21 protein-coding genes are annotated in these 25,305 nt (G+C 40.5%); 5 read left to right on the top strand and 16 right to left on the bottom strand.

Translation table 11 applies throughout. The annotated features are described in order from the left end of the window. Together J4N24_RS11500 and J4N24_RS11495 are read left to right on the top strand one after the other, a co-directional pair. A complete protein-coding gene (locus J4N24_RS11500) occupies positions 1 to 924 on the top strand; it encodes a DUF5777 family beta-barrel protein (RefSeq protein WP_207533831.1) in 924 nt (307 codons plus the stop codon). A 10-nt stretch (positions 925 to 934) separates the two neighbouring features. Continuing rightward, positions 935 to 1,375, top strand: a complete 441-nt coding sequence (locus tag J4N24_RS11495) for a Rieske 2Fe-2S domain-containing protein (RefSeq protein ID WP_207533830.1) — start codon at positions 935 to 937, stop codon at positions 1,373 to 1,375. An 11-nt stretch (positions 1,376 to 1,386) separates the two neighbouring features. Here J4N24_RS11495 and J4N24_RS11490 read toward each other — a convergent pair whose 3' ends face one another. The 3 genes from J4N24_RS11490 to dnaG are packed head-to-tail and all read right to left on the bottom strand — an operon-like array spanning position 1,387 to position 4,823. Beyond that, positions 1,387 to 2,424: a glutaminyl-peptide cyclotransferase gene (locus J4N24_RS11490; protein ID WP_207533829.1), complete on the bottom strand. Its 1,038-nt coding sequence runs from the start codon at positions 2,422 to 2,424 to the stop codon at positions 1,387 to 1,389. An 11-nt stretch (positions 2,425 to 2,435) separates the two neighbouring features. After that, positions 2,436 to 2,792: a YraN family protein gene (locus J4N24_RS11485; RefSeq protein ID WP_207533828.1), complete on the bottom strand. Its 357-nt coding sequence runs from the start codon at positions 2,790 to 2,792 to the stop codon at positions 2,436 to 2,438. Next, the gene (gene dnaG / locus J4N24_RS11480) at positions 2,793 to 4,823 is read right to left on the bottom strand and encodes a DNA primase (protein ID WP_207533827.1); all 2,031 of its coding nucleotides are present in this window, start codon (positions 4,821 to 4,823) and stop codon (positions 2,793 to 2,795) included. Between the two features lie 215 nt (positions 4,824 to 5,038). On the opposite strand from dnaG, the gene J4N24_RS11475 reads away from it, so the two are divergent. Then, positions 5,039 to 5,794 (top strand): hypothetical protein, encoded by a 756-nt coding sequence (locus tag J4N24_RS11475; protein ID WP_207533826.1) that lies wholly within the window; start codon positions 5,039 to 5,041, stop codon positions 5,792 to 5,794. Positions 5,795 to 5,815: 21 nt separating this feature from the next. Here the strand turns inward: J4N24_RS11475 and J4N24_RS11470 are convergent, their stop codons facing one another. The 11 genes from J4N24_RS11470 to miaB all read right to left on the bottom strand — a co-directional run bounded on the left by J4N24_RS11470 (position 5,816) and on the right by miaB (position 20,375). Beyond that, on the bottom strand, positions 5,816 to 6,766 hold the full coding sequence (locus tag J4N24_RS11470; RefSeq protein WP_207533825.1) for a hypothetical protein: 951 nt from the start codon (positions 6,764 to 6,766) through the stop codon (positions 5,816 to 5,818). Positions 6,767 to 6,896: 130 nt separating this feature from the next. After that, positions 6,897 to 8,081 carry a M20 metallopeptidase family protein gene (locus tag J4N24_RS11465; RefSeq protein WP_207533824.1) on the bottom strand — a complete coding sequence of 395 codons (1,185 nt, stop codon included), beginning with the start codon at positions 8,079 to 8,081 and terminating at the stop codon, positions 6,897 to 6,899. Positions 8,082 to 8,087: 6 nt separating this feature from the next. Then, positions 8,088 to 11,402 carry a preprotein translocase subunit SecA gene (gene secA, locus J4N24_RS11460; RefSeq protein ID WP_207533823.1) on the bottom strand — a complete coding sequence of 1,105 codons (3,315 nt, stop codon included), beginning with the start codon at positions 11,400 to 11,402 and terminating at the stop codon, positions 8,088 to 8,090. 194 nt (positions 11,403 to 11,596) lie between these two features. Then, positions 11,597 to 12,397, bottom strand: coding sequence for a mechanosensitive ion channel family protein (locus J4N24_RS11455; protein WP_207533822.1), 801 nt, complete (start codon positions 12,395 to 12,397; stop codon positions 11,597 to 11,599). A gap of 341 nt (positions 12,398 to 12,738) precedes the next feature. Further along, positions 12,739 to 14,376 (bottom strand): chaperonin GroEL, encoded by a 1,638-nt coding sequence (gene groL, locus J4N24_RS11450; protein ID WP_207422026.1) that lies wholly within the window; start codon positions 14,374 to 14,376, stop codon positions 12,739 to 12,741. Between the two features lie 100 nt (positions 14,377 to 14,476). Beyond that, complete coding sequence (locus tag J4N24_RS11445) at positions 14,477 to 14,752, bottom strand: co-chaperone GroES (protein WP_207533821.1); 276 nt, start codon at positions 14,750 to 14,752, stop codon at positions 14,477 to 14,479. A 228-nt stretch (positions 14,753 to 14,980) separates the two neighbouring features. After that, a complete protein-coding gene (secG, locus tag J4N24_RS11440) occupies positions 14,981 to 15,313 on the bottom strand; it encodes a preprotein translocase subunit SecG (protein ID WP_207533820.1) in 333 nt (110 codons plus the stop codon). A gap of 11 nt (positions 15,314 to 15,324) precedes the next feature. Further along, positions 15,325 to 17,133, bottom strand: coding sequence for a DUF8458 domain-containing protein (locus J4N24_RS11435; RefSeq protein WP_207533819.1), 1,809 nt, complete (start codon positions 17,131 to 17,133; stop codon positions 15,325 to 15,327). A 30-nt stretch (positions 17,134 to 17,163) separates the two neighbouring features. Next, positions 17,164 to 17,571 (bottom strand): LptE family protein, encoded by a 408-nt coding sequence (locus J4N24_RS11430; RefSeq protein WP_369806225.1) that lies wholly within the window; start codon positions 17,569 to 17,571, stop codon positions 17,164 to 17,166. Positions 17,572 to 17,681: 110 nt separating this feature from the next. Continuing rightward, positions 17,682 to 18,929, bottom strand: coding sequence for a sigma-54 interaction domain-containing protein (locus tag J4N24_RS11425; protein WP_207533817.1), 1,248 nt, complete (start codon positions 18,927 to 18,929; stop codon positions 17,682 to 17,684). A gap of 24 nt (positions 18,930 to 18,953) precedes the next feature. After that, positions 18,954 to 20,375 carry a tRNA (N6-isopentenyl adenosine(37)-C2)-methylthiotransferase MiaB gene (miaB, locus tag J4N24_RS11420; RefSeq protein ID WP_207533816.1) on the bottom strand — a complete coding sequence of 474 codons (1,422 nt, stop codon included), beginning with the start codon at positions 20,373 to 20,375 and terminating at the stop codon, positions 18,954 to 18,956. 182 nt (positions 20,376 to 20,557) lie between these two features. On the opposite strand from miaB, the gene J4N24_RS11415 reads away from it, so the two are divergent. Further along, on the top strand, positions 20,558 to 22,372 hold the full coding sequence (locus J4N24_RS11415) for a hypothetical protein (RefSeq protein ID WP_207533815.1): 1,815 nt from the start codon (positions 20,558 to 20,560) through the stop codon (positions 22,370 to 22,372). 12 nt (positions 22,373 to 22,384) lie between these two features. Here the strand turns inward: J4N24_RS11415 and J4N24_RS11410 are convergent, their stop codons facing one another. Further along, complete coding sequence (locus J4N24_RS11410) at positions 22,385 to 23,449, bottom strand: branched-chain amino acid aminotransferase (RefSeq protein ID WP_207533814.1); 1,065 nt, start codon at positions 23,447 to 23,449, stop codon at positions 22,385 to 22,387. A gap of 236 nt (positions 23,450 to 23,685) precedes the next feature. Between J4N24_RS11410 and queD the strand changes: the two genes are divergently transcribed. Beyond that, the gene (gene queD, locus J4N24_RS11405) at positions 23,686 to 24,042 is read left to right on the top strand and encodes a 6-carboxytetrahydropterin synthase QueD (protein ID WP_207533813.1); all 357 of its coding nucleotides are present in this window, start codon (positions 23,686 to 23,688) and stop codon (positions 24,040 to 24,042) included. Here the strand turns inward: queD and J4N24_RS11400 are convergent. Then, positions 24,039 to 25,301, bottom strand: coding sequence for a chloride channel protein (locus J4N24_RS11400; RefSeq protein WP_207533812.1), 1,263 nt, complete (start codon positions 25,299 to 25,301; stop codon positions 24,039 to 24,041). The genes queD and J4N24_RS11400 overlap by 4 nt on opposite strands. Between the last annotated feature and the right edge of the window lie 4 nt (positions 25,302 to 25,305).

The following is a 25,305-nucleotide window of genomic DNA, read 5'->3' as shown; positions in this document are numbered from 1 at the left end:
ATGATCTCTAGAAATCTTAAGTCACTTTTGGTGTTCCTGACTATTTCATCCTCTGTTGCAGCTCAGGAAACTGATTCCTTACTCAATCAAATGACAGATAAGAGTAGTAATGAGTCTGTAAATGCAACGTTTAAGTCAACTCGCATTGTTCTTTCTCAGTCCACTGAAACACAAAAAAAGTACGATCTGAATTTACTGATCGGACATCGATTTGGCGACATTGGCGGCGACTTTGGTGGTTCTCATACGCTTTATGGACTTGATGTTGCTACGGATCTTTACATTGGGTTTGACTATGGGGTTACCGACCGGTTTACCCTTGGGATAGGCAGAAGCAAGCAGGACGAAACTTATAATCTTTTTCTGAAGCATAAGGTGCTCCAGCAAAGTAAAACCGTTCCTATCAGTGCTACTGCTTTTGCACAAGGAGCATGGGTAACCCGCGAGGATAAAAACAACGAGTTTAAAAATACAGGCGAGAGAAGCTCTTTCATTTTTCAGGCATTAATTGCCCGGAAATTCTCGAATATCCTATCCCTTCAACTGTCTCCCGGCTATCTCGTAAGATCTGTAGTAACGGATCCAGTAGATGAAAAAGGAATGTTTGTTGCAGGTATTGCTGGAAGATTAAAGCTGAATAAAAGGTTTTCCCTCATCGCAGATTATCAATGGTCAACAATATCCCGCTCAGATAAATTAACCAACACCTATTACAACCCTTTAGGCCTCGGCTTAGAGATTGAAACAGGCGGCCATGTCTTTGCTTTAAACTTCATGAATTCTCCATTTATCCTCGAAAACAATTTCCTACCTAACACTCTGAAATCCTGGACCGATGGAGGAGTACGCTTTGGCTTCACCATGTCAAGAAACTTCAGTTTGCACAAATCAAAAAACCCGGACATAAACTCGAAAATCTATTAAACGACAAACTATGGAAAGAGACGAATTTTTAAAATCATTGGGAATAGGTCTTGCATTGGTATGTACAGGATCTTGCTTTACCGCTTGTAGTAAAGGTGGCAGCGAGGATGAACCTGCTCCGGGAGGGAATAATAATAACGGCAATACGTCTAGTGTCGACATTTCTACCCTTGCTAGTGTCGGAAGCCAGAAAACTGTTAATGGTGTGCTATTTATACGAATAGCCGCAGGTTCTGAAACTTCAGCTTTTGTTGCAACAGAAGCAATATGTCCACACCAAGGCGGAAATTTAAACTGGCAATCGAATAAAATTGAATGCGACAATCACAAAGCCACTTTTGGATCAAATGGGACAGTGCTTTCACAGCCATTGGGAGGCGGAACTGTTAGAGCCTTGAAGATCTATTCGACTTCGCTTACCGGCACAACCCTCACAGCAACAAAGAGTTAAATAAAGAAGGCTTAGTCCTTCTTTATTTTTATCTCGAAAAGTTTATCCCACTTCTTGCCTGTTACAAATAATCTCCGGCCTTTTTCATCCCATGCAATGCCGTTAAGAACTGCGTCAGAATTAATATCATCTGCTTCGGGATAAAGGCTTGACATATCAAGTTCAGCTTCTACAGCACCATTAGCAGGATTAATGATCACAATCCTGTTCGTCATCCATACATTAGCGAATATTCTACCCTCAATGAACTCAAGCTCATTCAGGTTTTTGACAGCTCCTTTATTGTCGTAAACCTCCAGGGTTTTCTCCTTTTGATAAGTATCCTTACTTAAATAGTATATGTTATTTGTTCCATCTGAATTAAGGACCTTATTACCGTCAAATGCCAAGCCCCAGCCCTCTCTTCCTGCCTGATAAGGAAACTCCTTCAACTTCTGCAAAGTGCGTTTATCGTACACAAAGCCTACACCTTCCTGGTAAGTAATCTGGATTATCTTATCATCAATAACCGTAATTCCCTCTGCAAAATATTGAGGTGCGAGATCTATCTTCTTAATAACTTTACCTGTTTCTAAACTAGCAATCCTCAAGGTTGACTCGCCCTTCAATCCATCACTTTCATAGATTACTCCGTCTTTATATTCCAAACCTTCCGTAAATGAAGAGGTATCATGAGGAAAAGTATTAACAACAGAATAGCTGTATTTAACAGGAGCCGCAGAGGGAAGAACTACAATGTTCGTGGTGACCTCTTCAGCAGCACCTCCTTTAAAAACTTTTGCGGTGATAATATGAGTACCCAAAGTACTGTTTGTTGTGGCGAAATCAACGGGGGTTGTATCTTTCCTGCTTCCCGCGTTAATCGTGTCAACCAGATATTGAATTGAATCAAATGATCCCGCCTCGATGTCTAGTTTAAGAGCGATGGTTTTCCCAAGGGAAACATTAGTTCCTTCTTCAGGCGATAAAAAATAGACGGACTTGTTTTCTTTCTTTGAACAAGCTGCAAGAATGCCAGCGCAAAGAAGAGCGATATATAATTTTCTCATATTAGTGTTCTCTACCAGAAAGCGTCTTCAATATGACGCAGCGTGTGTTCACCCAGTTTGTTAAATAGTATTGCAATTATATCAAAACGGATCTCTCCGTTAAAATTCTTCCAGTAAATATACTGCTCTGCAGCTCTTTTTAAATTTCGCTCCTTAGCATACCCCACAAATTCTTCGGGCTGACCATAATCTACCGAAGTTCTCGTTTTAACTTCCACAAAAATGATCCTTTTATCATGATAAGCTATTATATCAACTTCAGCCCTTGCATACACCCAATTTATCTCCAGGATCCGATAACCCTTATCTTCAAGATAAGATTTAGCGAGTGCTTCGCCTTTAGTTCCTAGATCATTGTGGGCAGCCATTTATTTCACAACTACAGAACCTAAAAACGTTGATATTCCCTTTTCTATTTCCTTCACTCTCATGTAACGCTGCATCAATATTACCTGGTTATCTTCGTCGGTTTCTTTTTGAATCTCCTCGCGAATATTCTTCAATATCTTATCCACTTTCTTCTTTTTGAGGTGAAATATACCTCCTAGAATTGTACCCCTCATATTTTCCGACTCGTGCTTAACATAGATCTTTCTGCTTTCCCGCCAATTTTCACTTAATGCATAAGGAGAGGAAACCAGCGAAATGGCCAAATCAGAAATCTGCTGGTCTCTATGATGAATAAAATCTTGAACGGTAGGCAATTCCCCACGCTCCATAAAATCATTGTATTCCTGAAGGATCCTGGCACAAACAGGACTATCAAACGTAACGTCTGCAAGATTTGATATTACGTAAGGAGCAATATAAGTATCTGTGATATCATCCCAATGCACCAGCTCGTGACCGTAATTTAATAGCAGCCTGATGATTTCTTTTTCCTGCAGCTCTTCTGTCTCCACCGCCTTTTCAGTAGCAAACAAAATTTCATCAGGAGGAGGTAACTCATCAGGAGGATATTGATCTGGCGGGTACTGATCTGTTGGATACTGAGTTGGAGGATATGACGTTTGCGGATAAGGGGATGGGGAAAACTGATTTGAAGACTGATAACCCTGAGAAGAACCGTTATCACTCTTATTATCCCGTTTCAGCCGCCCCATGCGTAGCTTATTTAGCTCTGCAATCAATACCCGCTCTTCTATTTGTAATAAGAAGCTACACTCCCTGATAAACACCGAAGCTTTAATATCGTCAGGTATTTTGGCGATACTCTCTACTACATCGTGAATAACTCCGGCCTTTTTAATGGGATCATTAGCTGCGTCTTTAAGCAGGATACTTGTCTTATAAAGTATGAAGTCCTTCTGGTTTTTCTCAATATACGTTTTGAACTGAGAGCTTCCAACCTGCTGAACATAAGAGTCGGGATCATGGCCATCAGGGAACGAAACTACCTTTACATCCAGTCCTTCCTCCAGGATCATGTCAAGTCCGCGAAGAGAAGCTTTTATACCAGCAGCATCACCATCATAGAGAATCGTGACGTTTTTGGTAAATCTGGAAATAAGACGAATCTGCTCTGTTGTCAGAGAAGTACCGGAAGAAGCGACAACATTTTCTATTCCAGCCTGGTGAACTGAAAGTACGTCTGCATATCCTTCTACCAGGTAGCAATTATCCAGATCACGTATAACCTTCTTTGCTTGAAAAAGGCCGTAAAGGACATTTGACTTATGATATATTTCGCTTTCAGGAGAGTTAACGTATTTAGGAACTTTTTTGTCAGTGACTAAAGTTCGTCCTCCGAATCCTATAATTCGACCACTAATATTATGGATGGGGAACATAACCCGTCCACGGAAGCGATCGTATAACTTCCCTTTATCATTTCGGATTGCCAGTCCGACGGTTTCCAGGAACTCCTCATTAAAGCCTTCCCGCTTGGAACTTTCGATCAAAGCATCCCAACTGTCGGGTGAAAAGCCAAGTTCAAATTTTTTAATAATATCATCCCTGAACCCTCTTTCCTTGAAATACCCCAACCCTATGGTTTGCCCTTCCGAAGTCTCCCACATGGTTTCAGAGAAGAACTTAGCGGCAAAGGAAGAGATGATGTACAAACTTTCCCGGCGATTGTCGGCGGCCTGCTGTTCAGGAGATGCTTCGATCTCCTCTATTTCAATATTGTATTTATTCGCCAGGAACTTTAGGGCCTCCGGGTAAGAGTACTTTTCGTGTTCCATAATGAAGCGAACAGAATCTCCCCCCTTTCCACATCCAAAGCACTTATAAATCCCTTTATTAACCGACACATTAAAGGAAGGAGTCTTCTCATTATGGAACGGACAGTTGCCGATAAGACTGGTCCCTCGTTTCTTAAGATGTACAAATTCCCCAACAACATCCTCTATACGAACAGCCTGCAATATCTTATCTACGGTTTCCTTAGCAATCATCAGCGCATTTCTTAATCCACTTCCTGGTAAAGTTGAACATGCCAATAAATAAAATTGCTGTTTAACAATTATTTTGACCAGGAAATATGCAATGCAAAAATAGCAACATGAATTCGTTTAACTCCATTTTATCTTTCCTATTCTTGATAGAGACAGACAAGGGAGAAAACTAGAGAAAGAAGAAAATATTCATTTTAAAATAATATTTTTATCGTATGAAAAATCTTATCACGACCTTTCTTTTTTCAATACTTTTCAGCACCGTTTTTTCTCAGGCTCTGTTTCCAAAATTAACTAAGAATGTTTCCGATTCTGGTTTTTGCATGGATTGCGGGGATATAAAAGCTACAGCAGACAGCGCTCAGTTTTCCGGTCTTCTTAAATTTATCTCAACTCATAATTATATCAATAAAACCAAAGGTATCGTGAAATTTCAATTATTAATTGATTCGATCGGTCAGGGGAGAGTTCTGAGTCATACCGATACAAACAATACTATACTTGTGCAAAATATAGCACATCAATTAAACAACTTTAAAGGTTGGAAACCCGCGTCGACTAATTCAGTTCCAGAACGTTTGGCTTCTATAATTGTAACAATGGTAATAAGTAACGATAAGATAACTGGCGGGATTGAACGAATAGATTCAACTGATACAGAATTTTATGCTGGAGAAGCCGGAACTTTTTACAATACAGGAAAGCCCGCATTAACCAAACCCAAATCGTACATCAGTCGTAAGACCTATTTGGGCATGAAAACATATAGAACCAAGAGCCTTTTAAATTCAGTGATCTACGGTTTAGGTTTTTCCCCAAGAGATAATTCAGAACAGTGGGGTAGGTTTAACCCCATATCAGGCCTGATTTATGATCCTTTCAACTATAACAAGACACTAAGTCCAATTACCATACAGCAGTTTAAAGTAAATCAGTTTTGGCTTACCCCCTTATATATAACAGGGAACTAGGTATTAATAATAAGCTTTTCACTATTTCTCCTTCTTGTACCCTTTGTGAAGAATCAAAAAGCTTGCTCTTTCCTGTTTTTTGAAAGCAATGTCCCAGTTTCCCTGATAGGTGATCTTGGTAGGAAGTAGTGTTTCACCGTTTTTGAAAGGGGCCATTTCGATATTCATTTGAACATCAAAGTCGAAAGCTAGATTATCCCATTTCATGTCGATGTAACGTCCAAGTATTCGCAAGTCCCTCTTGTCAAATATTGTAACCAGTTCCTTGATCATTAAATCGTCCTTAGTCCATCCGGAAAGACCAGGCTTTACACTAACCTTAAAACGGTAAACAGGAATAGTATCTAAATACATGGCGCTAGAAAATGCATAATCATAATACTGCCTCATGTTGGGGGTGAATATTGCTGTCTTGTTTCCAATGAAAGGTATGCCTTTAATAGGATGGCCAGGACGAAAGATTAACGTCTTCAACTTATCCTTATATGATTCGTTCGAACCTTTACCTTTAACAGCCGGAGCATCCATAGAAGCGATAAAATCGCTGTTATAAGCATTCATAAAGATGTAATCAAACATCTCTACTGTATAAAGTTGATACTTACCATTCTTTTTGAAAATCTTGCCACTATCCTGTTTAGTTAGAAATTGCATCTTGTAAGGCCCCTGATTGTTATGATAGATCTTACGGTATATTTTACCTTCAACCTTGTTCTTTTTATCGTAGGTGAAAATCCGATTTTCTGCAGTAAAGCTGTAATGCATCATATCCCGGAAGGCCTGATAAAAGCTCGTATCATTAAGGATCTTATTGATAAAGGTTTGAGTGCTTAACCTTGCCGCACGGATCACAACGGGTGAATCAAGGGTGATAGTAATAACTGTATCGGGATTGAATCGCTTTATTTGCTGAGCAGAGCCAGAAAACGCACAAACACATAGAAAAAAGACAACAACTAGAATTCTTGTCATAATTAAAGCTTCAATTTAATGTTTCGATTCCTCAACGAGAAGAACAAAAGTTTCGCGACAAGTCCTTAATGATTATTGGCTTAGGAATCCGAATAGAGCAGTAATAATATATGCCTGGGTAACTACTATACTAATTCCCCAAGCGCTTAAGTGCAATATAAGCCATTAAACCGGTACTGGTAGCGAGGGCAGTTTCATCAATATCAAAAGTAGGAGTATGAACGGAGGAGGTTATTCCCCTTGCTTCATTCCGGATACCTAAGCGATAAAAGCAGGCATCAGCAGCCTGGGAATAGTAAGCAAAGTCTTCTGCAGCCATCCAGATGTCCAGGTCTTCTACATTTTCTTTACCTAAATAATTCTCAGCAAAACCACGTACCTGAGCCGTTAAAGCTTCTTCATTCACAAGAAATGGATAGCCGTTAACAATCTTAAACTCACAAGAAGCACCCATACTTTCCGCAATTCCCTCTGCCATCTTTTTCATCCTTTGATGAGCTTCGGCACGCCATTCTTCATTCAACGTGCGGAATGTTCCTTCAAGATAAACTTCGTTAGGAATTACATTCGTTGCTCCATTTGCTATTATTTTACCAAAGGATAAAACGGTTGGCAATTTAGGATCAGCAAAACGACTTACGACCTGTTGTAAGGCAATGATGATATGCGAAGTGATAACTACAGGATCTATGTTCTGCTGCGGTTGAGCGCCATGACCACCTTTACCTGTTACAGTAACATATAGCTCATCAGTCGAAGCCATGTATTTCCCAGATCGGATACCAATTTTTCCAGCATCGATCAGAGGCATAACATGTTGTCCGATCACAGCCTGGGGCTTTGGATTCTCAAGAACACCTTCCTTTATCATTAAGCTTGCTCCGCCAGGAAGCTTTTCTTCTGCCGGCTGAAAAATCAGTTTTATAGTTCCGGCGAAGTCAGACCTAAGGCTTTGGAGGATCTTTGCTGTTCCCAGGAGCGACGAGCTGTGTACATCATGGCCACAAGCGTGCATTACTCCTTCATTCTTAGAGCGATAGGGAACATCGTTTGCTTCTTTTATTGGTAAAGCATCCATATCAGCACGCAAAGCGACGACCGCCTCCGAAGGAACAGCTCCTTTAATAATGCCTACTATGCCGGTATTTGCCATAGCTGTCCATTCTATACCTAACTCATCAAGCGCCGACTTGATATAAGCTGACGTCTGATATTCCTCAAAGGAAAGCTCTGGATTAGCATGAAGATGGCGGCGATGTTTGACAACATCGCCATGTATATCTTGAGCAAGTGCCTGGATTTTATCTTTAAGCATCGATTCTTAATCTAAACCAGCACCATGACAATTCTTATATTTTTTACCACTTCCACAAGGGCAGGGATCATTACGACCTATCTTTTGCTCTGCTCTTACTGGAGTTGGTTTCTCTAACTCTCTTGTATCTTCGAATTCGTCTGAAAAATTATTTGTTGAAGCATCTACTGCAGCCAGCTCTGGCTTAGAGACTTTTAATTTTGACATGTCCTGCTGAGGTTCAGGCTGAGCTTCATGAACTTCTTCTGATTCTTGTACCGGAATTCCTCCTCTGAAAAGGAAGCTAACCACATCCTTATTTACTGATACAAGCATTTGACGGAACAAATTGAAAGCCTCCACCTTATAGATCACCAAGGGATCCTTCTGTTCATACACAGCGTTCTGAACTGACTGCTTCAATTCGTCCATATCCCGTAAATGTTCTTTCCAGGCGTCGTCAATCAAAGCAAGAACAACTGTTTTTTCGAATGCAGTAGTTACCTCTCTACCTCCGCTTTCTACAGCCTTCCTTAAGTTGGCTGCCACTTGAACTCCTCTAATACCGTCGGTAAAAGGAATAATGATATTCTCTATATACTGACCACGCTCTTCGTAAACCTGGGTAAGCACTGGCATCGCCTGTTGACCGATAGCCTGATTCTTACGCTCGTAATATTCAGCAACTTTAGAGAAAACAAGCTCGGTTAGCTTTGCAATATTATTATCAGCAAAGTCTCTATCCGAAATTTCTGCATCAAAAGAGAACACTCTCAGCATTTCCAATTGGAATCCTTCGAAGTTATTTGTCTCCTTATATTCTGTTACAACATCTTCTACAGTATCAAAAATAGTGTTATTTATATCAACAGAAAGTCGCTCTCCAAATAAAGCGTTCTTACGTTTCGCGTAGACTACCGTCCGCTGAGAATTCATTACGTCGTCATACTCCAGCAAACGCTTACGGATACCGAAGTTATTCTCTTCCACCTTCCGTTGTGCACGCTCGATGGACTTGGTGATCATTGAATGCTGGATCACTTCCCCTTCTTCAATTCCCATACGAAGCATTATATTCGATATCCTTTCAGATCCAAATAAACGCATTAGGTTATCCTCAAGCGATACAAAGAACTGAGAGGAACCTGGATCTCCCTGACGTCCCGCACGACCGCGCAACTGCCTGTCTACACGACGGGACTCATGACGCTCTGTTCCTACGATGGCCAGACCTCCAGCTTCTTTAACGCCAGCTCCTAACTTAATGTCGGTACCACGACCAGCCATGTTGGTGGCAATCGTAACTGTACCTGCCTGGCCCGCTTCAGCTACGATGTCAGCCTCACGCTGATGCAATTTCGCATTTAACACGTTGTGCTTAATCCCTCGAAGTTTAAGCATACGGCTTAACAATTCAGAGATCTCAACCGAAGTTGTACCTACCAGAACTGGCCTTCCTGCTTGAGTTAGTGCTGTAATTTCTTCAACTACTGCATTATACTTCTCACGCATGGTACGATACACCTTATCCTCCATGTCCTTACGTTTCTTCTCAACGTTCGTTGGAATCTCGACAACGTCTAATTTATAGATCTGCCAAAGCTCTCCAGCCTCAGTAGTAGCTGTACCGGTCATACCAGCCAGCTTATGGTACATTCTGAAGTAATTTTGAAGAGTGATCGTCGCGTAAGTTTGAGTAGCATCCTCAACCTTCACGTTTTCTTTAGCCTCAATTGCCTGATGGAGACCATCAGAGTAACGGCGGCCATCCATGATACGGCCAGTCTGCTCGTCTACAATTTTAACCTTACCTTCATCGATAATGTACTCGACATCACGCTCAAATAAAGTATATGCTTTTAAAAGTTGATTTACAGAGTGGATACGCTCAGACTTGATAGAGAAATCACGCATTAACTCATCTTTCCTTGCAATTTTTTCTTCCGCAGGAAGATTAGATTTCTCTATTTCAGCGATCTCAGAACCAACATCTGGCATTACAAAGAAATGCGCATCTTCACCCGATGCTGTGATCAGCTCAATACCCTTTTCAGTTAGCTCAACAGAATTATGTTTCTCATCGATCACGAAGAATAATTCAGCGTCAGCTTTGGGCATCTCCCTTCCATGATCCTGGATATAATAATTCTCTGTCTTAGTCAGGATTTGCTTAACTCCCGGTTCGCTTAAGAACTTAATCAGGGCCTTGTTTTTAGGCAAACCACGGAATGCACGGAATAAAGCTAAACCACCATCTGTTGCTGAGGTTTTTCCTTCGTTGATTTGCTTCTTGGCCTCATTTAAAACTGAAGTAATATAATTTTTCTGAGCGTTTACCAAACGCTCGATCCTTGGTTTTAAAACATAAAATTCATGCTCATCGCCACGTGGAACAGGACCAGAAATAATCAAAGGAGTACGGGCATCATCAATCAACACTGAATCTACCTCATCCACCATGGCAAAATGCAACTTACGCTGAACTAAGCTCTCAGGTGTATTGGTCATGTTATCCCTCAGGTAATCGAAGCCGAATTCATTGTTCGTACCGAAGATAATATCTGCCATGTACGCTTTACGGCGTTGCTCAGAATTTGGCTGGTGCTTATCGATACAATCAACAGTTAAACCGTGAAACTCGAACAAGGGACCATTCCATTCAGAGTCACGACGAGCAAGATAGTCATTCACGGTTACGATATGTACACCTTGTCCAGACAGAGCGTTCAGGTAAGCAGGAAGTGTTCCTACTAATGTCTTACCCTCACCCGTAGCCATTTCAGAGATCTTACCCTGATGCAATACGATACCACCTATCAGCTGAACATCGTAGTGGATCATATTCCAGGTAACTTCATTACCCGCAGCGATCCAGGTGTTATGGTGTATTGCTTTATCGCCTTCTATTTTAACGTTAGGTTTTCTTGCTGCTAACTCACGATCGAAGTCTGTTGCAGTAACCTGGATCGTTTTATTTTCTGTAAAACGACGGGCAGTTTCCTTAACAACAGCAAAAGCCTGAGGAAGTATCTCCATAAGCACTTTCTCCAGCTCCTTATCTCTTTCCTTACCAAGTCGGTCTACCTCGTCATATATTTCAGTCTTTTCGTGAATATCTGACGTGTCTTCCGCTTTAGCTTTTAGCTCTTCTACCTCTTTATCTATTGAAGCCAAAGCGTCGGCGATACGAGCTTTAAATTCAAAAGTCCGGTTTCTCAACTCATCATCGCTAATATTGATAAGCTTTGCATATTCAGCTTTAATCTGTTCAACTATAGGTTGTATCTGCTTTATATCGCGTTCAGATTTACTTCCGAATATTTTATTTAAAAATCCTAACATGATTATTTCTGTAAAAATCCTTATTCAGCAACAACTACGCCATCAGCACTTTTAAGCCATTATGGCATGGATTGCAAAATTAGATTAATAAATGAATTATAAGTATTTGAAGCCCAAAAATTAATTACGCCAAATTATATACTTTAACGTTAAAAAATGACAAGAATTTTGCCTGTGATAGAATAAGTTTAGTCTTACATGCCGGGCAGTTTGATCTCGGCCGTCTTAATTTTATCAATCAACCTTTCCTGAATCTTGAGCTTCATATCTGTGAATCCATGTGCGGGCACCCATACATTTAGCAATACTTTATAGCCGTCGCCTTCTAAGGTTCCCACTCCTATACGTGGTGCCGGAGATGGCATAATGCCCCCGAACTCCTTAAGGGTATCTTCAACTACCGGGTAGATCATTTTGAAATCTGTACTATACCCAACCTTTATTTCCACATCGAGCCTGCGTTTACCCTCACGGCTGGTATTTATGATAATCTCGTTCGATAACTTGCTATTCGGAATAATAACTGTCTTATTGTCAAAAGTAGTCACCACAGTATAAAAGATCTCGATGGAATGAACCGTTCCTTCCTGCCCCTGAGCAATAATATTATCACCAACACGAAAGGGCTTGAGAATCAGGATTAGAACACCGCTTGCGAAGTTCTGCAAAGTTCCGGATAGAGCAAGACCGGCTGCAACACCAAATGCTCCGATTACCGTCGTAAAGATCGTTAATTGCAAGCCAGCAATCTGCATTACACAAATAATCAACAGGACCTGGAGAGATATAATAATAATGCTTTTTAAAAAGGGCTGCAAAGACGGGTCCAGCTCCCGCTTCTCCATCGCTGTCGCGAGTAACCTTCTAGCGATCTTAATCAGCCACAAACCAACGACCAGTACCACAAGCGCACTGAGGAAATCGGGACCATGATTAGTAATGAAATCTATTGCTCTTTGCTCCAGAGGACGATTATCTGCGGGTACTTGTGCCATTTAAGGATCTGATATTTGTATTAAAGGTATGAATGACAAATTAACGAAAACAATGTTTGAATTATGAGAACGAACATACAATCAGAAGCTAAAAGATGAAAATCGCCCTCCTACAAATGGGTACCTTGATTCAGTAGAGTTAATGATAAGTCCATAGTGAGTCCATAATGAGTCTGTAGTGAGTCCGTAAAAACTCTAAAAAGTATGGACTCACTACAGACTTACTATTGAATCAATATAAACTCAAAGAAAATCAGGTACTATTTTGAACAAAGGTTTTTTCCAACAAAAAAGCCCCGGAGCAATGCTCCGGGGCTTTTTATATTTAAAGCTTTATGATCTTACATCATGCCGCCCATGCCACCACCCATTGGAGGCATACCAGCACCACCTTTTTCTTCTTCAGGATCGTCAGCTAAAACGCACTCTGTTGTTAATAACATCGCAGCGATAGAAGCAGCGTTCTCTAGAGCAACACGTGATACTTTAGTTGGATCGATAACACCTGCACCAATTAAGTTTTCGTAAACATCTGTACGAGCGTTATAACCGTAATCAGCAGTTCCTTCTTTTACTTTCTGAACTACGATAGAACCTTCGATACCTGCGTTTTCACAGATTTGACGAAGAGGCTCTTCGATGGCACGACGGATGATCTGGATACCAGTGTTTTCATCTTCGTTAACACCTTTAAGGTCAGCTAAAGCAGCAACTGCGCGGATGAAAGCAACACCACCACCGGCAACGATACCTTCTTCAACAGCTGCACGAGTTGCATGTAAAGCATCATCTACACGGTCTTTTTTCTCTTTCATTTCTACTTCAGTAGCAGCACCTACATAAAGAACTGCAACACCACCAGCGATCTTAGCTAAACGCTCTTGTAATTTTTCGCGATCGTAGTCAGAAGTAGTAGTTTCGATCTGAGATTTGATCTGATTAACGCGAGCTTTGATATCATCTGCATTACCAGCACCGTTGATGATAGTAGTATTATCTTTATCTACAACGATCTTCTCAGCCTGACCTAAGTAAGAAAGATCAGCGTTCTCTAATTTATAACCTCTTTCTTCAGAGATAACAGTACCACCAGTTAAGATAGCGATGTCTTCTAACATTGCTTTACGACGATCACCAAAACCTGGAGCTTTAACAGCAGCAACTTTCAGAGAACCACGGATCTTGTTAACTACTAAAGTAGCTAAAGCTTCACCGTCTAGATCTTCAGCAATGATCAATAGAGGCTTACCAGTTTGAACTTGTTTCTCAAGAACAGGAAGCAATTCTTTCATGCTGCTAATCTTCTTGTCGTAGATCAGGATGTAAGGATTGTCTAACTCAGCTTCCATTTTATCAGCGTTAGTTACGAAGTAAGGAGAAAGGTAACCACGGTCAAACTGCATACCTTCTACAGTTTTAACTTCAGTTTCAGTACCTTTTGCTTCTTCTACCGTGATAACGCCATCTTTACCAACTTTGCCCATAGCTTCAGCAATTAACGAACCGATTACTTCGTCATTATTTGCAGAGATAGATGCAACTTGTTTGATCTTATTATTGTCTTCGCCAACAGTTTGAGACTGAGATTTTAAGTTCTCAACCACTTTCGCTACGGCTTTATCAATACCACGTTTCAAATCCATTGGATTTGCCCCCGCAGCAACGTTTTTGATACCAGCAGTTACGATAGCCTGAGCCAAAACAGTAGCAGTAGTAGTTCCATCACCTGCGATATCTGCAGTTTTAGAAGCAACTTCTTTCACCATTTGTGCGCCCATGTTCTCGATAGAATCTTTTAATTCAATCTCTTTAGCTACTGTAACACCATCTTTTGTTACTGCCGGAGAACCGAATTTTTTATCGATAATTACATTACGACCTTTTGGTCCTAAAGTAACCTTAACTGCATTTGCTAAGGTATCAACACCTCTTTTCAGGGCGTCACGTGCGTCAACGTTGTATTTTACTTGCTTTGCCATTTTTTAATAAATGAATTAATGATGAGTTTGAATAAGTGAATGAGTGAATGAATGAATGATAGAATCAACCCTTCATTCCTTCAATCCTTCTGTCATTAGATTAAAGAACTGCGTAAATGTCAGCCTCACGCATAATTAAGTACTCTCTACCATCATAGGTAATTTCAGTACCGGCATATTTGCCATATAAAACTTGGTCACCAACTTTAACAGTTAAAGGCTCATCTTTTTTGCCATCACCAACGGCAACTACAGTTCCTCTTTGAGGTTTCTCTTTAGCTGTGTCAGGGATATAGATACCTGATGCTGTTTTTTCTTCTGCAGGAGCAGCTTCAACTACTACTCTATCTGCGATCGGTTTAATATTTAATGCCATAGTTTAAATATGTATATTTTATTTTCTGTTCGCTAACCGTCACTTATTATGCCAAAGCCTAATTACTGCAATTTTTGCCGTACACCTTGTCAATTTTTCACCTCCTTTAATACTTCGTTAACCAGCATTTAATGTAGGGATGTCAGCTTGTCAGTGGATTGTCAGACAACAAAAAAGGGCCTTCTTTTCAGAAGACCCTGGCTTATTCGGTTGATAAAATATCTAATATTATTTCTTAGTTGTATCTGTAGCTTTTGGAAAAGCTGGAGCGATTGGAGCAGTAGTAGCAGGAGCTTTGATCTGATTCTGTAATTCTTCTGAACCTGATCCTGCACCAGCTTTCGGAATAACTACGTTTATCATTAAAACAACTACCATTAGAGAAATAACTAATACCCAGGTACCTTTTTCAAGGATATCAGATGTACGTTGAACTCCCATAATATTGTTTGAACCAGCAAACCCAGAAGATAAGCCTCCACCCTTTGGCTCCTGTATAAGAATAAACAGGCCAAGAACTACACAAATAACAATTGCTATAACGATAAGTACGTAAAACATATCTTCTGTATTTAATTGATTTTCTTTTCTAATTCAGAAATTTGAGCGGCAAAGTACGTGCTTTTTTCTGGGAATTTCAAACTTAATTTTTTGTAAGTATCTATCGCTTTGTGAAAAAGCATTTGATCAATATAGATTTTAGCCAAAGTCTCAGAAACCAGGTCCAGATTATCTTCAGAACTTTTCTTTGCTTTATTTTCTGTATCTAATTTATTAGCAGGAGGAGGCTTGATGTGGGGCTCCTCAGTTATGAAACGTTCTATAAGTGCATCCTCCCTCTTCTTGCCGGAAAGCGAATAGCTTATCTGAGGTTCCTCAGGAAAAGTATTCAATTCAGGCTGTGCATGGAAGATACTTTCAATGATCTGCTGATTTAATGCGGTGTCTACAGGGGCAGCGGCAGTCATTTTATGGGAAGAAATATAAGGCTGATAATTTATATCATATTCCTTTCTGGTCTTATGAAGCCACCACCGGAAAGTGAAAGGCAAAGTATCATCGTCATACTTTGAAACGTCATCCTGTTCCTTCTCTGGCTCGACCAATTTATACTCATTTGCCTGCGCTGCAACTGGTGGTACAAACTCTGCAACCGGCTCAGTTAAGACGGGCTCTCTTGTCTCCCGGTTTTCTTGTTTTAACGGATCGGCAACAGAGCGATCAAAAACAAAATAATCTTTGGCCGCAATGCTGTCTACGATAAGTCTTTCCTGCGGAATTTCTTCAGCGGAGGCACTTACTTCCTCAACCGGAAGTTGATCCTCTGCATGTTCTACATGGAACTCCTCCTCCTGGTCTTCAATTACTTCTTCTTTATAGTCAGAAAAATCCGGAAGATCAAGATCTGGTATTACTGTTTCAATATCGGTGCCTATGGTTGGAACTATAAGCGGAGCAATAACAACCGGAGTAACATCTAAGGAGATTGAGGTTGAACTCTCATTTGATGAAAGGGCATAATTCTCTTCTTCCTCCTCCTTTACAAGATCAGTGTCTGCCTCCAATTCTTGTTCCTGATAAACAGGAGAGGTATCAAGCTCATTCACCTCAGATATTTCTTCAAAAACCTCCTCATCAATGTCTTGAGAAGCCTGATAATCATCATCAACTATTGACTGTCCAGGATCAGCTGCATCTTGAACTTCGGCATGGATGTCCACCACTTCACTATGTGCGGGCTCCTCCTCGTTCAAAAGCTGAAGTTCAGGGTCAACTTCTCTTTCTCCGATTGCCGGAGCCTCTAACTCCTCCTCACCTCCTGTTTCATCATCTGCTATTTCCTCAACTACCGCATCATCTGGTGCAACCTGGATGCAATCACTTCCAGAAATTTCATTATCCGGGGGAATAGAATCAGCCAACAAAGTCAAAGTACCGTCATCATCAACATCTGCTTCCTGTTCTTCCTGCTCAACCGCCACATTCCCAGGCAAGTGCTCCTCATTTTGTATATTTTCTGAATCGGCGGATGATAGATCACCGTAGTCTGATAATTCAGAAAGAGAAAGTAGTGCAGAAGTTTCAGTTGGTTCTTCAGAAAGAGGCGCAAAAAATAACCTTTGAAGCTCCCCTGATTTTTCTACATATCTGAAAAGTAACTCTCTATTACCGCTGTAGGCTGAAGACAGCTGCAAATTCGCATCCAGATCTTCAGACCTTAATCTTTTTAAAGCGGCAGCCTTAACATAGTAAAAGGCCTGGCAATAGGGGTACCTTGCAATTAATCTTTCAATAGTTTGCAAGTCCAGCGCGGAAAAATTATCCTGAGTGCTGATTAATCTCGCAAATTCTTGTTCTCCGATAATACCAGGTTGTGCCACTATGTTATAATTTAAATCGATGAATTGTTATTACCAGTTCGCAAATGCCCTGTTAAAAATATCCTCAGTAAGCTGTCTGTTAATGTCAGCTATTAATGCCTGCTCTACAGGAGTTAAATTACTTCCCTGAAAATCTTTGAAACGACTGAAAGACTGCTCAAAGCTCTGTTCGGCCACTAACTTATTAGTGTATTTCACACTTACCGTGATCGTTAATCGAGTTGCCTCTGAACGATCGTTCCCTGTAATAGCTACAGGTTTAATACTATAATCCGTGATACGTCCTTCAAATGTTCCGTCTGCATCATCTCCCCTGACGACTGTTAAAGATGATTGATTCCGTATCCGTGTTTTCAAAGCCTCTGTGAACAGAGTACTTAAGTTTGGAACCACAATCGGTGCATTGTTCTCAAAAAAGACAACATTTACAGTCTTCATGTTTAAAGGAATGGAAGCTCCTGAAAAACTGTATATCCAACAGCCTGAAAGGACCAAAGTTAGCGGTGCTATTACTAATAGAAGTTTCTTAAGATTTTTCATTCAGCTTACTAACTCAAGTTTAATTCTTTTATTTTGCGGTATAGGGTTCGTTCAGAGATCCCAAGTTCCTGTGCAGCTAATTTACGTTTCCCTTTGTGCTTTTTAAGGGCTTTTTTAATAAGGTCTGATTCCTTGTCTATAAGGGATAAAGATTCTTCCGCTTCCTCTGTATGATGAGCAATATCATAATCGCTTTTAGGAGCCTGGTCTGGATGATGTATAGTTATGGTAGGTGCAGCTTGTTGCTGAACTTCAGGCATCACTAATTCTACATCGCCGTAAAGCTGTTTCACGAGATTAGGATTGGCTGAAAGGGCTGCAGTGTTGCCTCCATTTTGTATGATCTCTGCCACTAGCTTCTTCAACTCCACCATATCTCTCTTCATGTCAAACAAGACTTTGTAAAGAATGTCTCGCTCAGAGAAGTCTTCCTTTTTGTCCTGACTTACCCTCATTGGTAAATTAGACTGAGGATTTTCCTGAGGAATATAGTTCAAAATATTCTGACCAGTCAAATTGCGATCCTTTTCTAAAACTGCAATTTGCTCCGCAATATTCTTAAGTTGTCTCACATTACCAGGCCAGCTATAATTTACTATCATTTGTTGAGCCTCTGAATCCAGTTGAACCGATGGACTCCGGTATTTATTGGTAAAGTCTGATATAAACTTTCTGAACAAAAGATAAATATCCTCCTTTCGCTCGCGTAAGGCAGGAATTTTAAGCGGAACAGTATTTAAACGATAATAAAGGTCTTCCCTGAACTTGCCATTCCTCACCGCGTCATAAACATCTACATTAGTTGCGGCAATAACGCGAACATCTGTTTTCTGAACCTTAGAAGACCCAACTCGTAAATATTCCCCTGTTTCAAGTACCCGCAAAAGACGAGCTTGAGTTCCTAATGGAAGTTCGGCAACTTCATCGAGGAATATTGTTCCACCATTAACCACCTCAAAATATCCCTTACGAGCTTCATGGGCTCCGGTGAATGAACCCTTCTCATGACCAAATAGTTCTGAATCAATGGTCCCTTCAGGAATAGCACCACAGTTTACAGCAATAAAAGCACCATGCTTCCTTGCACTTAAGTGATGTATAATATGAGAAAAAACTTCCTTACCGCTTCCACTCTCCCCGGTAATGAGAACAGAAATATCTGTTGGAGCTACTTGCCGTGCTATGTCTATAGCCCTGTTTAGCAGGGGGGAGTTGCCAATAATACCAAAGCGATTTTTAATATCTTGAATGTCCATTGTTAGATGCTAGGTCCGAACTAATTACTCCGCTATTTTGCCAATAAGCGTAGCTGTTGTACATCTCTCGACAAGCACATTTACGTATTCTCCTGGCTTAAATCTTTCATCCACTGGGAAAATAACAGTTGCATTCAGGTCGTTTCTACCCGCATAATCGTTTTTGGATTTCTTTGAGTAGCCATCTATCAAAACCTTCTGAACTTTTCCTACCTGCGCCAGCATATTCCGGTGAGAATGCTGTTGTTGCTTGTCAACGATCTCGGTTAAGCGACGCTTCTTAACTTCTTCCGGGATATCGTCTTCAAAACGTTTTGCCGCCAATGTCCCGGGGCGTTCTGAATACATGAACATATAAGCATAGTCATACACTACATAATCCATCATGCTTAATGTATCCTGATGTTCTTCTTCTGTTTCTGTACAGAACCCTGCAATTATGTCGGTTGAAATAGCACAGCCAGGAAGAATGCGGCGAATAGCATCTACCCTTCCTTTATACCATTCTCTATCGTAGGTCCGGTTCATAATATCAAGAATACGAGAATTCCCGGATTGTACAGGCAGGTGAATGTACTTACAGATATTTTCATACTTGCTCATAGTAAACAGAACTTCGTCTGTAATATCTTTTGGATGTGAAGTTGAGAAACGCACCCTCAGTTCGGGACTAACAAGTGCCACCCTTTCCAACAACTGAGCAAAGTTCACCGAATCAGAACCATCTTCGCTGCTCCATTTGTATGAATCGACATTTTGACCCAATAAAGTGACTTCGCGATAACCCTGGTCATAAAGATCCTCTGCTTCTTTAACTATTGAGTAAGCATCACGGCTCCGCTCCCTTCCTCTCGTAAATGGAACCACGCAGAAAGAGCACATATTGTCGCAACCTCTCATAATTGAAATGAAAGCACTTATTCCATTGGAATTTAAACGAACAGGGCTAACATCTGCATAAGTCTCCTCGCGGGATAACAGAACATTTACTGCTTTATTTCCATCATCAACCTTATCTATCAAATTCGGGAGGTCACGATAAGCATCTGGACCCACAACTACATCTACCAGCTTTTCCTCTTCAAGGAACTTAGCCTTTAAACGCTCTGCCATGCAACCGAGCACACCCACTATTAGCCCAGGATTTTTAACTTTTACACTTGTAAATTCTTTCAGACGATTACGAACACGCTGCTCAGCATTTTCGCGAATAGAACAGGTATTGATAAAAACTACATCTGCCTCTTTATAGTCAGAAGTGGTTTGAAATCCCATATCCATCATGATAGAAGCAACAATCTCACTATCAGAAAAATTCATTGCGCAACCGTAGCTTTCGATATATAGCCTCCGTGCATCATTCTTTTCTGTTTTATTCTCCAGCATCAACGCTTCACCCTGCCTTGCTTCATCGTGCTCTTTTTCACTTACCTGCGTATTGAACATCTTTAAAAAATTTTAGGAACCAAAAGTACAAAACATTTCATTAAATGACAGGTTGGCAGATTATGTATTTTTTGCAATAAAACAAGTTCCAATTTGCTCCTAAAATAGTTTTTGATATTTCCCCCACCATAAAACCCTGAATAAAAAACGTATGTTTAGACGGTCACAAGGGTGATTTAAGAATGATAAGTACAGAAAAGCGGCAATTTAAATTTTCAAGGCGTTTTAAAGTGGTAATAGGTCTCGTCCTTGCATTCCTTTTTGTATTGTTCTCTGCTTTGCTCTATCTATCCATAAAACTAGAGCCCATTGTGGCAATGCGCTTAAAGGAAACTGTAAAGACCTCGACAAATGGCTTGTATAGCATTAGCTTTTCGGGAATTCACTTAAATCCATTTGCGGGCAGTATTAAAATCGACAATGTCGAGTTCAGACCTAATGATTCGACCTATCAAAAACTATTAAAGCAGAATTTGCACCCCACTCACCTTTATTCTATAAGAATTGCAAGTCTTACATTAAAAAAAGCTCATCCTATCCAAGTGTATTTTGACAGGGAGTTGCATTTAAAAACCTTGCATATAGACCGTCCGGTTGTTAAGGTTTACTACCAAAACCCAAGGAACGACAATAACGAGCCGGAAGATAAAAGAAGCACCTGGCAACGCCTCTCGAAGTATTTAAAAGTTATAAAAATGGAGGAGATCATTTTCGACAACATTAACTTTCAATACATTGACAGAAGTTCAGGTAAGCCTGAAATAGACGGCGTCAAAAACCTTTCAATAAATATAAAAGACCTGCTGATAGACTCACTGAGTGAGCAGGACAAATCGCGTTTTTATTTCACCAAAGAAATCTTTGTCAGGATTAAAAAGCATGAATATGTAAGTCGCGATAAGCTATATAACATTACCTTTAATGACCTCTCGATATCTTCTTCCGCCCGATATGCACTTGTAAGGGGTTTGCAGATAAGCCCACGGTATCCCGACATGGAGTTCTACAAGCATGTAAAAGAACGTAAAGCACGAATGCATCTCACTTTAAATGCGGCTCAATTACTAAATATAGATTTTAAACGATTAGTAACTAAGCGTCAATTGAGAGCATCATCTCTAACTTTATCTAATGCTAATCTCAATGTTTTTCTCGATCTGCGAAATAAAAGGCCAGAGTATGACCGGGGAAAAAACTTTCCACAGCTGGCACTACAAAGGTTAGTACTAAATACTACTATTGACACTGTTAGTATTTTAAACTCGGCTATTACTTATTCGGAATACACCCCGGTGACCGCACGCAGAGGCAAAGTATTCTTTAATAAGATAAATGCGTCTATTTATAACTTTAGTAACGATTCAAGTAATTTAAGAAAGCATCCCTGGGCAAGAAGCAAATTTTCTATGCTCTTTTATGGTAAGAGTAAGCTTAGTTTAAAATTGAACTTCAACTTACTCTCCCCCATGTACAGCTACAATTATTCAGGACAGCTCTCGGCTATGAATGCTAAAAACTTCAATCTTTTAAGTCGCCCATTAGCACTACTCCGCATTAATGCTGGCAAAATAAGTGGGGCAAGCTTTTCCGTAAATGCTAACTACAGGAATGCAAAAGGTAAGCTCATATTAAAATATAAGGATTTGAACATTGGACTATTAAGGATTGACAGCAACAAAGTATTACATAAACAAATGCTCCGCTCTTTGGTGGCAAATAATGTATTACTGAAAGAGGCAAATCCATCTTCTAATGGCATAGTAAGGATTGGACAAATAAATTACTCCCGGCCTGATTCAATCGCATTCTTTGGTTTCATGTGGCAAAGCATTTACACGGGTTTAAGAGAAACTATTGGACTTAGTCAGGAAAGAGAACAAGAATTGGTTGATCAATTTAGGAGCTTTAATCAAAAGTCGCCTGATGAAAGAGACCGGATAAGAGGGAAGAGGAAGGTAAGAAGAAAAGACAGACGTACAGCAAAAATGGCCCGGTAAGGGGCCATTTCTTTATATTTTATAATTCCAACCGAAGTCATCCGGCACGAGACCGTAGCGCATATCCGTTAGTGTTTTAAGTGCTTTCGTCGAAAACTCAGCTTTAGCCGGATCTGGAAGATGATAAAGTTGTCCTTCATATCCAATAGTCGCAATAGATGTCACGGTAGCAGCAGTGCCCACTCCGAATGCTTCCGTTAACGAACCACTTTTTAACCCTTCAACTATTTCTTCCACAGAAACTCTTCTTTCGTCAACAGGAACGCCCCACTTGTTAGCAAGTTGTAAAACTGTATCGCGGGTTACACCTTTAAGAATTGTATCGCGGGTAGAAGGAGTTACCAAAGTACCGTTAACCATGAACATTACGTTTGCAGCACCAAGTTCTTCGATAAATGCATGATCTTTAGCGTCAGTCCAAATCAATTGATCAAAACCCTCTTTCAATGCCTCCATAGCAGGGAACAAGGAACCAGCATAATTACCGGCAGCCTTTGCATAACCAAAACCACCTTCACTTGAACGGGAATATTTCGTTTCTATCTTAACCTTTAAGGGCTTTGAAAAATAAGCACCAACCGGACAGGTGAGTACCATGTACTTATATGTTTTCGATGGAGCTACTCCCAGGTAAGGGTCTGTAGCGAACATAAAAGGACGGATGTAAAGGGAGGTTTGTGGAGCCGTTGGCACCCAATCACGATCTACATCTACAAGAGCAGCAATACTTTTAACGAAAATATCTTCAGGCAACGAGGGCATACACATCCGCTCAGCTGACTTATTAAAACGTTCGGCGTTTTTATAAGGCCTGAAAGTAACTACACTCCCGTCTTGTTGTTTAAAAGCTTTCAAACCTTCAAAGAATGTCTGGCCATAGTGAAGACTGGAAATAGCAGGACTAAAACCTAGGTCTCCAAAAGGGACAATTTGAAAGTTCTTCCATTCTCCGTCTTCATAGTCTGCAACAAACATATGATCAGAGAAGATCTTCCCGAAAGGCAAATCACTAAAATCTGTTTGAGATAAACGGGAAGCTGTAGTTTTGGTAATTTTTATATCAAGTGTATCAGTCACAACGATCTTTTTGCTATTTGAGACAACAATCTACAAATTAACAGTTTTTTATCGAAACTCTAAACTGTTTTTTAAGGGCTTGAGAAGGGTCAGCTAAATTGCCTCTCTATTAAAAGGCTTTGTTCATGACAGTTCTTTATGCTAAACTAGCAACTTCAGATGACTTATCTGAAGAAGTAAATTTGTGACTGCTATCATTTTTCGTCCCCCTGCAAGCATTCAACTTTGCAGGCAATATGCTATTATATAAAACATTCACATTCGACTCTGCACATTACTTACCGAGGGTACCTGCAGGACATAAATGCGCCAACCTTCACGGCCACACTTATACATTAAAAGTTTTTGTAGAGGGAAAGCCTGACCCTATGTTGGGTTGGATAATTGATTTTAATGATCTAAAGAACGCAGTATCCCCAGTTATTGAATTACTGGACCATAACCTTCTGAATGAAGTTGAAGGGTTAAATAATCCAACAAGTGAAATGCTGGCTATATGGCTGTGGAATAAGGTAAGTGCTAACCTGCCAGGATTAAAACGCATTGAACTTAAAGAAACTCCTGGTTCAGGTATTATATATGAGGGTGCCTAATTACTATTTAAATCCTTCAATCGTTTTCGTTTATGTAGTCCCCATATAGCGTGTTTTGGGGAACCTACCTGCTGAGATGAATAAATACCGGTATGTCCGGAAAAAAGATATGCAATAATACAGGCTATTGCAATGAAAATGCTGTGCTCGCTTCCGAACAACTCTATACCCATCAGGATACAAGCTAAAGGGGTGTTAGCTGCTGCTGCAAAAACTGCTACAAAGCCCATTGCTGCTAATAAGTCAGCAGGTAAAGGAATAAAAAGGGCTATAGCACTACCCAAGGTTGCTCCGACAAAGAACAGTGGTGTAACTTCTCCTCCCTTAAACCCACTAGCCAATGTCAGGCTTGTCAGAAGGATTTTCAGCAGGAAAAAATAGAGTGGCTGGCGACGGCTAAAACTTTCAACGATTGTCTCCACTCCTAAACCAGCAAAGCGACCTTTATCTATAACTAAGAAAAGAACTACCAGAATAATGCCACCAACAAAAGGTCTGAGTGGCGGGAAAGAGACCTTATTAAAGAATTGTTTAAAAAAGGGGATTGCATTTGTAAACAGCCAACCGCCCAAAGCAAAAATAAGCCCGGCTGCAATAGCAAGCAGGAAGGGTATTACAGTAAGTTCTGTAGAGGAACTGATATGGTAATGCGTGTGATGTGCCCCCCATAACTTGCAGATAAAATCACCAGTAATGGCTGCAAATAAGGCCGGTATAAGCGACTCGTAGCGCATCTTTCCAATAATATATACTTCAAGAGCGAACACTGTTCCAGCGAGAGGAGTACCAAAAACCGAAGCAAACCCAGCACTAACACCACAAACCAGCAAAGTTCTTCTATCTGATAGACTAAATTGAAAAAAGTGATTCAGCTGATCAGCGAGAGAGCCACCCATTTGCACAGCCGTCCCTTCCCTACCTGCTGAGCCTCCTGCAACGTGAGTTAATAAGGTTCCGATGAGAACTAAAGGAGCCATCCGCCAGGAGATCTTTTGTTGGGGCTCAATAACTTCATCAATTATTTGGTTGTTCCCTTTCTCCACATCTTTCCCCAAATAATAATAGATTAGTCCTACCAAAAGGCCTGCGACCGGTAGAAAATAAAAAAGCCAGGAGTTTTCCTGGCGTATGCTAGTTGCTTCTGCTAAAGAAATTAAGAATAAGGCAGAGGCACTGCCTGCTAGAATTCCTACCAAAGTTGCCAGCCCTAACCATTTAAAGGTAAAAAGCAATAAATCAGGCAGACCTTTGGGCAACATAGGC

Origin of the sequence: Desertivirga arenae (assembly GCF_017355785.1) — a bacterium.
GTDB lineage: Bacteria > Bacteroidota > Bacteroidia > Sphingobacteriales > Sphingobacteriaceae > Desertivirga > Desertivirga arenae.
Note: the sequence above shows the minus strand (reverse complement) of the source record. Positions and strands in the feature narration are given on the sequence as shown.

What these genes read in the sequence shown, in the direction of transcription:
- J4N24_RS11500 (WP_207533831.1), top strand. Translation starts at nt 1, where the DNA reads ATGATCTCTAGAAATCTTAAGTCACTTTTGGTGTTCCTGACTATTTCA.
- J4N24_RS11495 (WP_207533830.1), top strand. Translation starts at nt 935, where the DNA reads ATGGAAAGAGACGAATTTTTAAAATCATTGGGAATAGGTCTTGCATTG.
- J4N24_RS11490 (WP_207533829.1), bottom strand. Translation starts at nt 2,424, where the DNA reads ATGAGAAAATTATATATCGCTCTTCTTTGCGCTGGCATTCTTGCAGCT.
- J4N24_RS11485 (WP_207533828.1), bottom strand. Translation starts at nt 2,792, where the DNA reads ATGGCTGCCCACAATGATCTAGGAACTAAAGGCGAAGCACTCGCTAAA.
- dnaG (WP_207533827.1), bottom strand. Translation starts at nt 4,823, where the DNA reads ATGATTGCTAAGGAAACCGTAGATAAGATATTGCAGGCTGTTCGTATA.
- J4N24_RS11475 (WP_207533826.1), top strand. Translation starts at nt 5,039, where the DNA reads ATGAAAAATCTTATCACGACCTTTCTTTTTTCAATACTTTTCAGCACC.
- J4N24_RS11470 (WP_207533825.1), bottom strand. Translation starts at nt 6,766, where the DNA reads ATGACAAGAATTCTAGTTGTTGTCTTTTTTCTATGTGTTTGTGCGTTT.
- J4N24_RS11465 (WP_207533824.1), bottom strand. Translation starts at nt 8,081, where the DNA reads ATGCTTAAAGATAAAATCCAGGCACTTGCTCAAGATATACATGGCGAT.
- secA (WP_207533823.1), bottom strand. Translation starts at nt 11,402, where the DNA reads ATGTTAGGATTTTTAAATAAAATATTCGGAAGTAAATCTGAACGCGAT.
- J4N24_RS11455 (WP_207533822.1), bottom strand. Translation starts at nt 12,397, where the DNA reads ATGGCACAAGTACCCGCAGATAATCGTCCTCTGGAGCAAAGAGCAATA.
- groL (WP_207422026.1), bottom strand. Translation starts at nt 14,376, where the DNA reads ATGGCAAAGCAAGTAAAATACAACGTTGACGCACGTGACGCCCTGAAA.
- J4N24_RS11445 (WP_207533821.1), bottom strand. Translation starts at nt 14,752, where the DNA reads ATGGCATTAAATATTAAACCGATCGCAGATAGAGTAGTAGTTGAAGCT.
- secG (WP_207533820.1), bottom strand. Translation starts at nt 15,313, where the DNA reads ATGTTTTACGTACTTATCGTTATAGCAATTGTTATTTGTGTAGTTCTT.
- J4N24_RS11430 (WP_369806225.1), bottom strand. Translation starts at nt 17,571, where the DNA reads ATGAAGACTGTAAATGTTGTCTTTTTTGAGAACAATGCACCGATTGTG.
- J4N24_RS11425 (WP_207533817.1), bottom strand. Translation starts at nt 18,929, where the DNA reads ATGGACATTCAAGATATTAAAAATCGCTTTGGTATTATTGGCAACTCC.
- miaB (WP_207533816.1), bottom strand. Translation starts at nt 20,375, where the DNA reads ATGTTCAATACGCAGGTAAGTGAAAAAGAGCACGATGAAGCAAGGCAG.
- J4N24_RS11415 (WP_207533815.1), top strand. Translation starts at nt 20,558, where the DNA reads ATGATAAGTACAGAAAAGCGGCAATTTAAATTTTCAAGGCGTTTTAAA.
- queD (WP_207533813.1), top strand. Translation starts at nt 23,686, where the DNA reads ATGCTATTATATAAAACATTCACATTCGACTCTGCACATTACTTACCG.
- J4N24_RS11400 (WP_207533812.1), bottom strand. Translation starts at nt 25,301, where the DNA reads ATGTTGCCCAAAGGTCTGCCTGATTTATTGCTTTTTACCTTTAAATGG.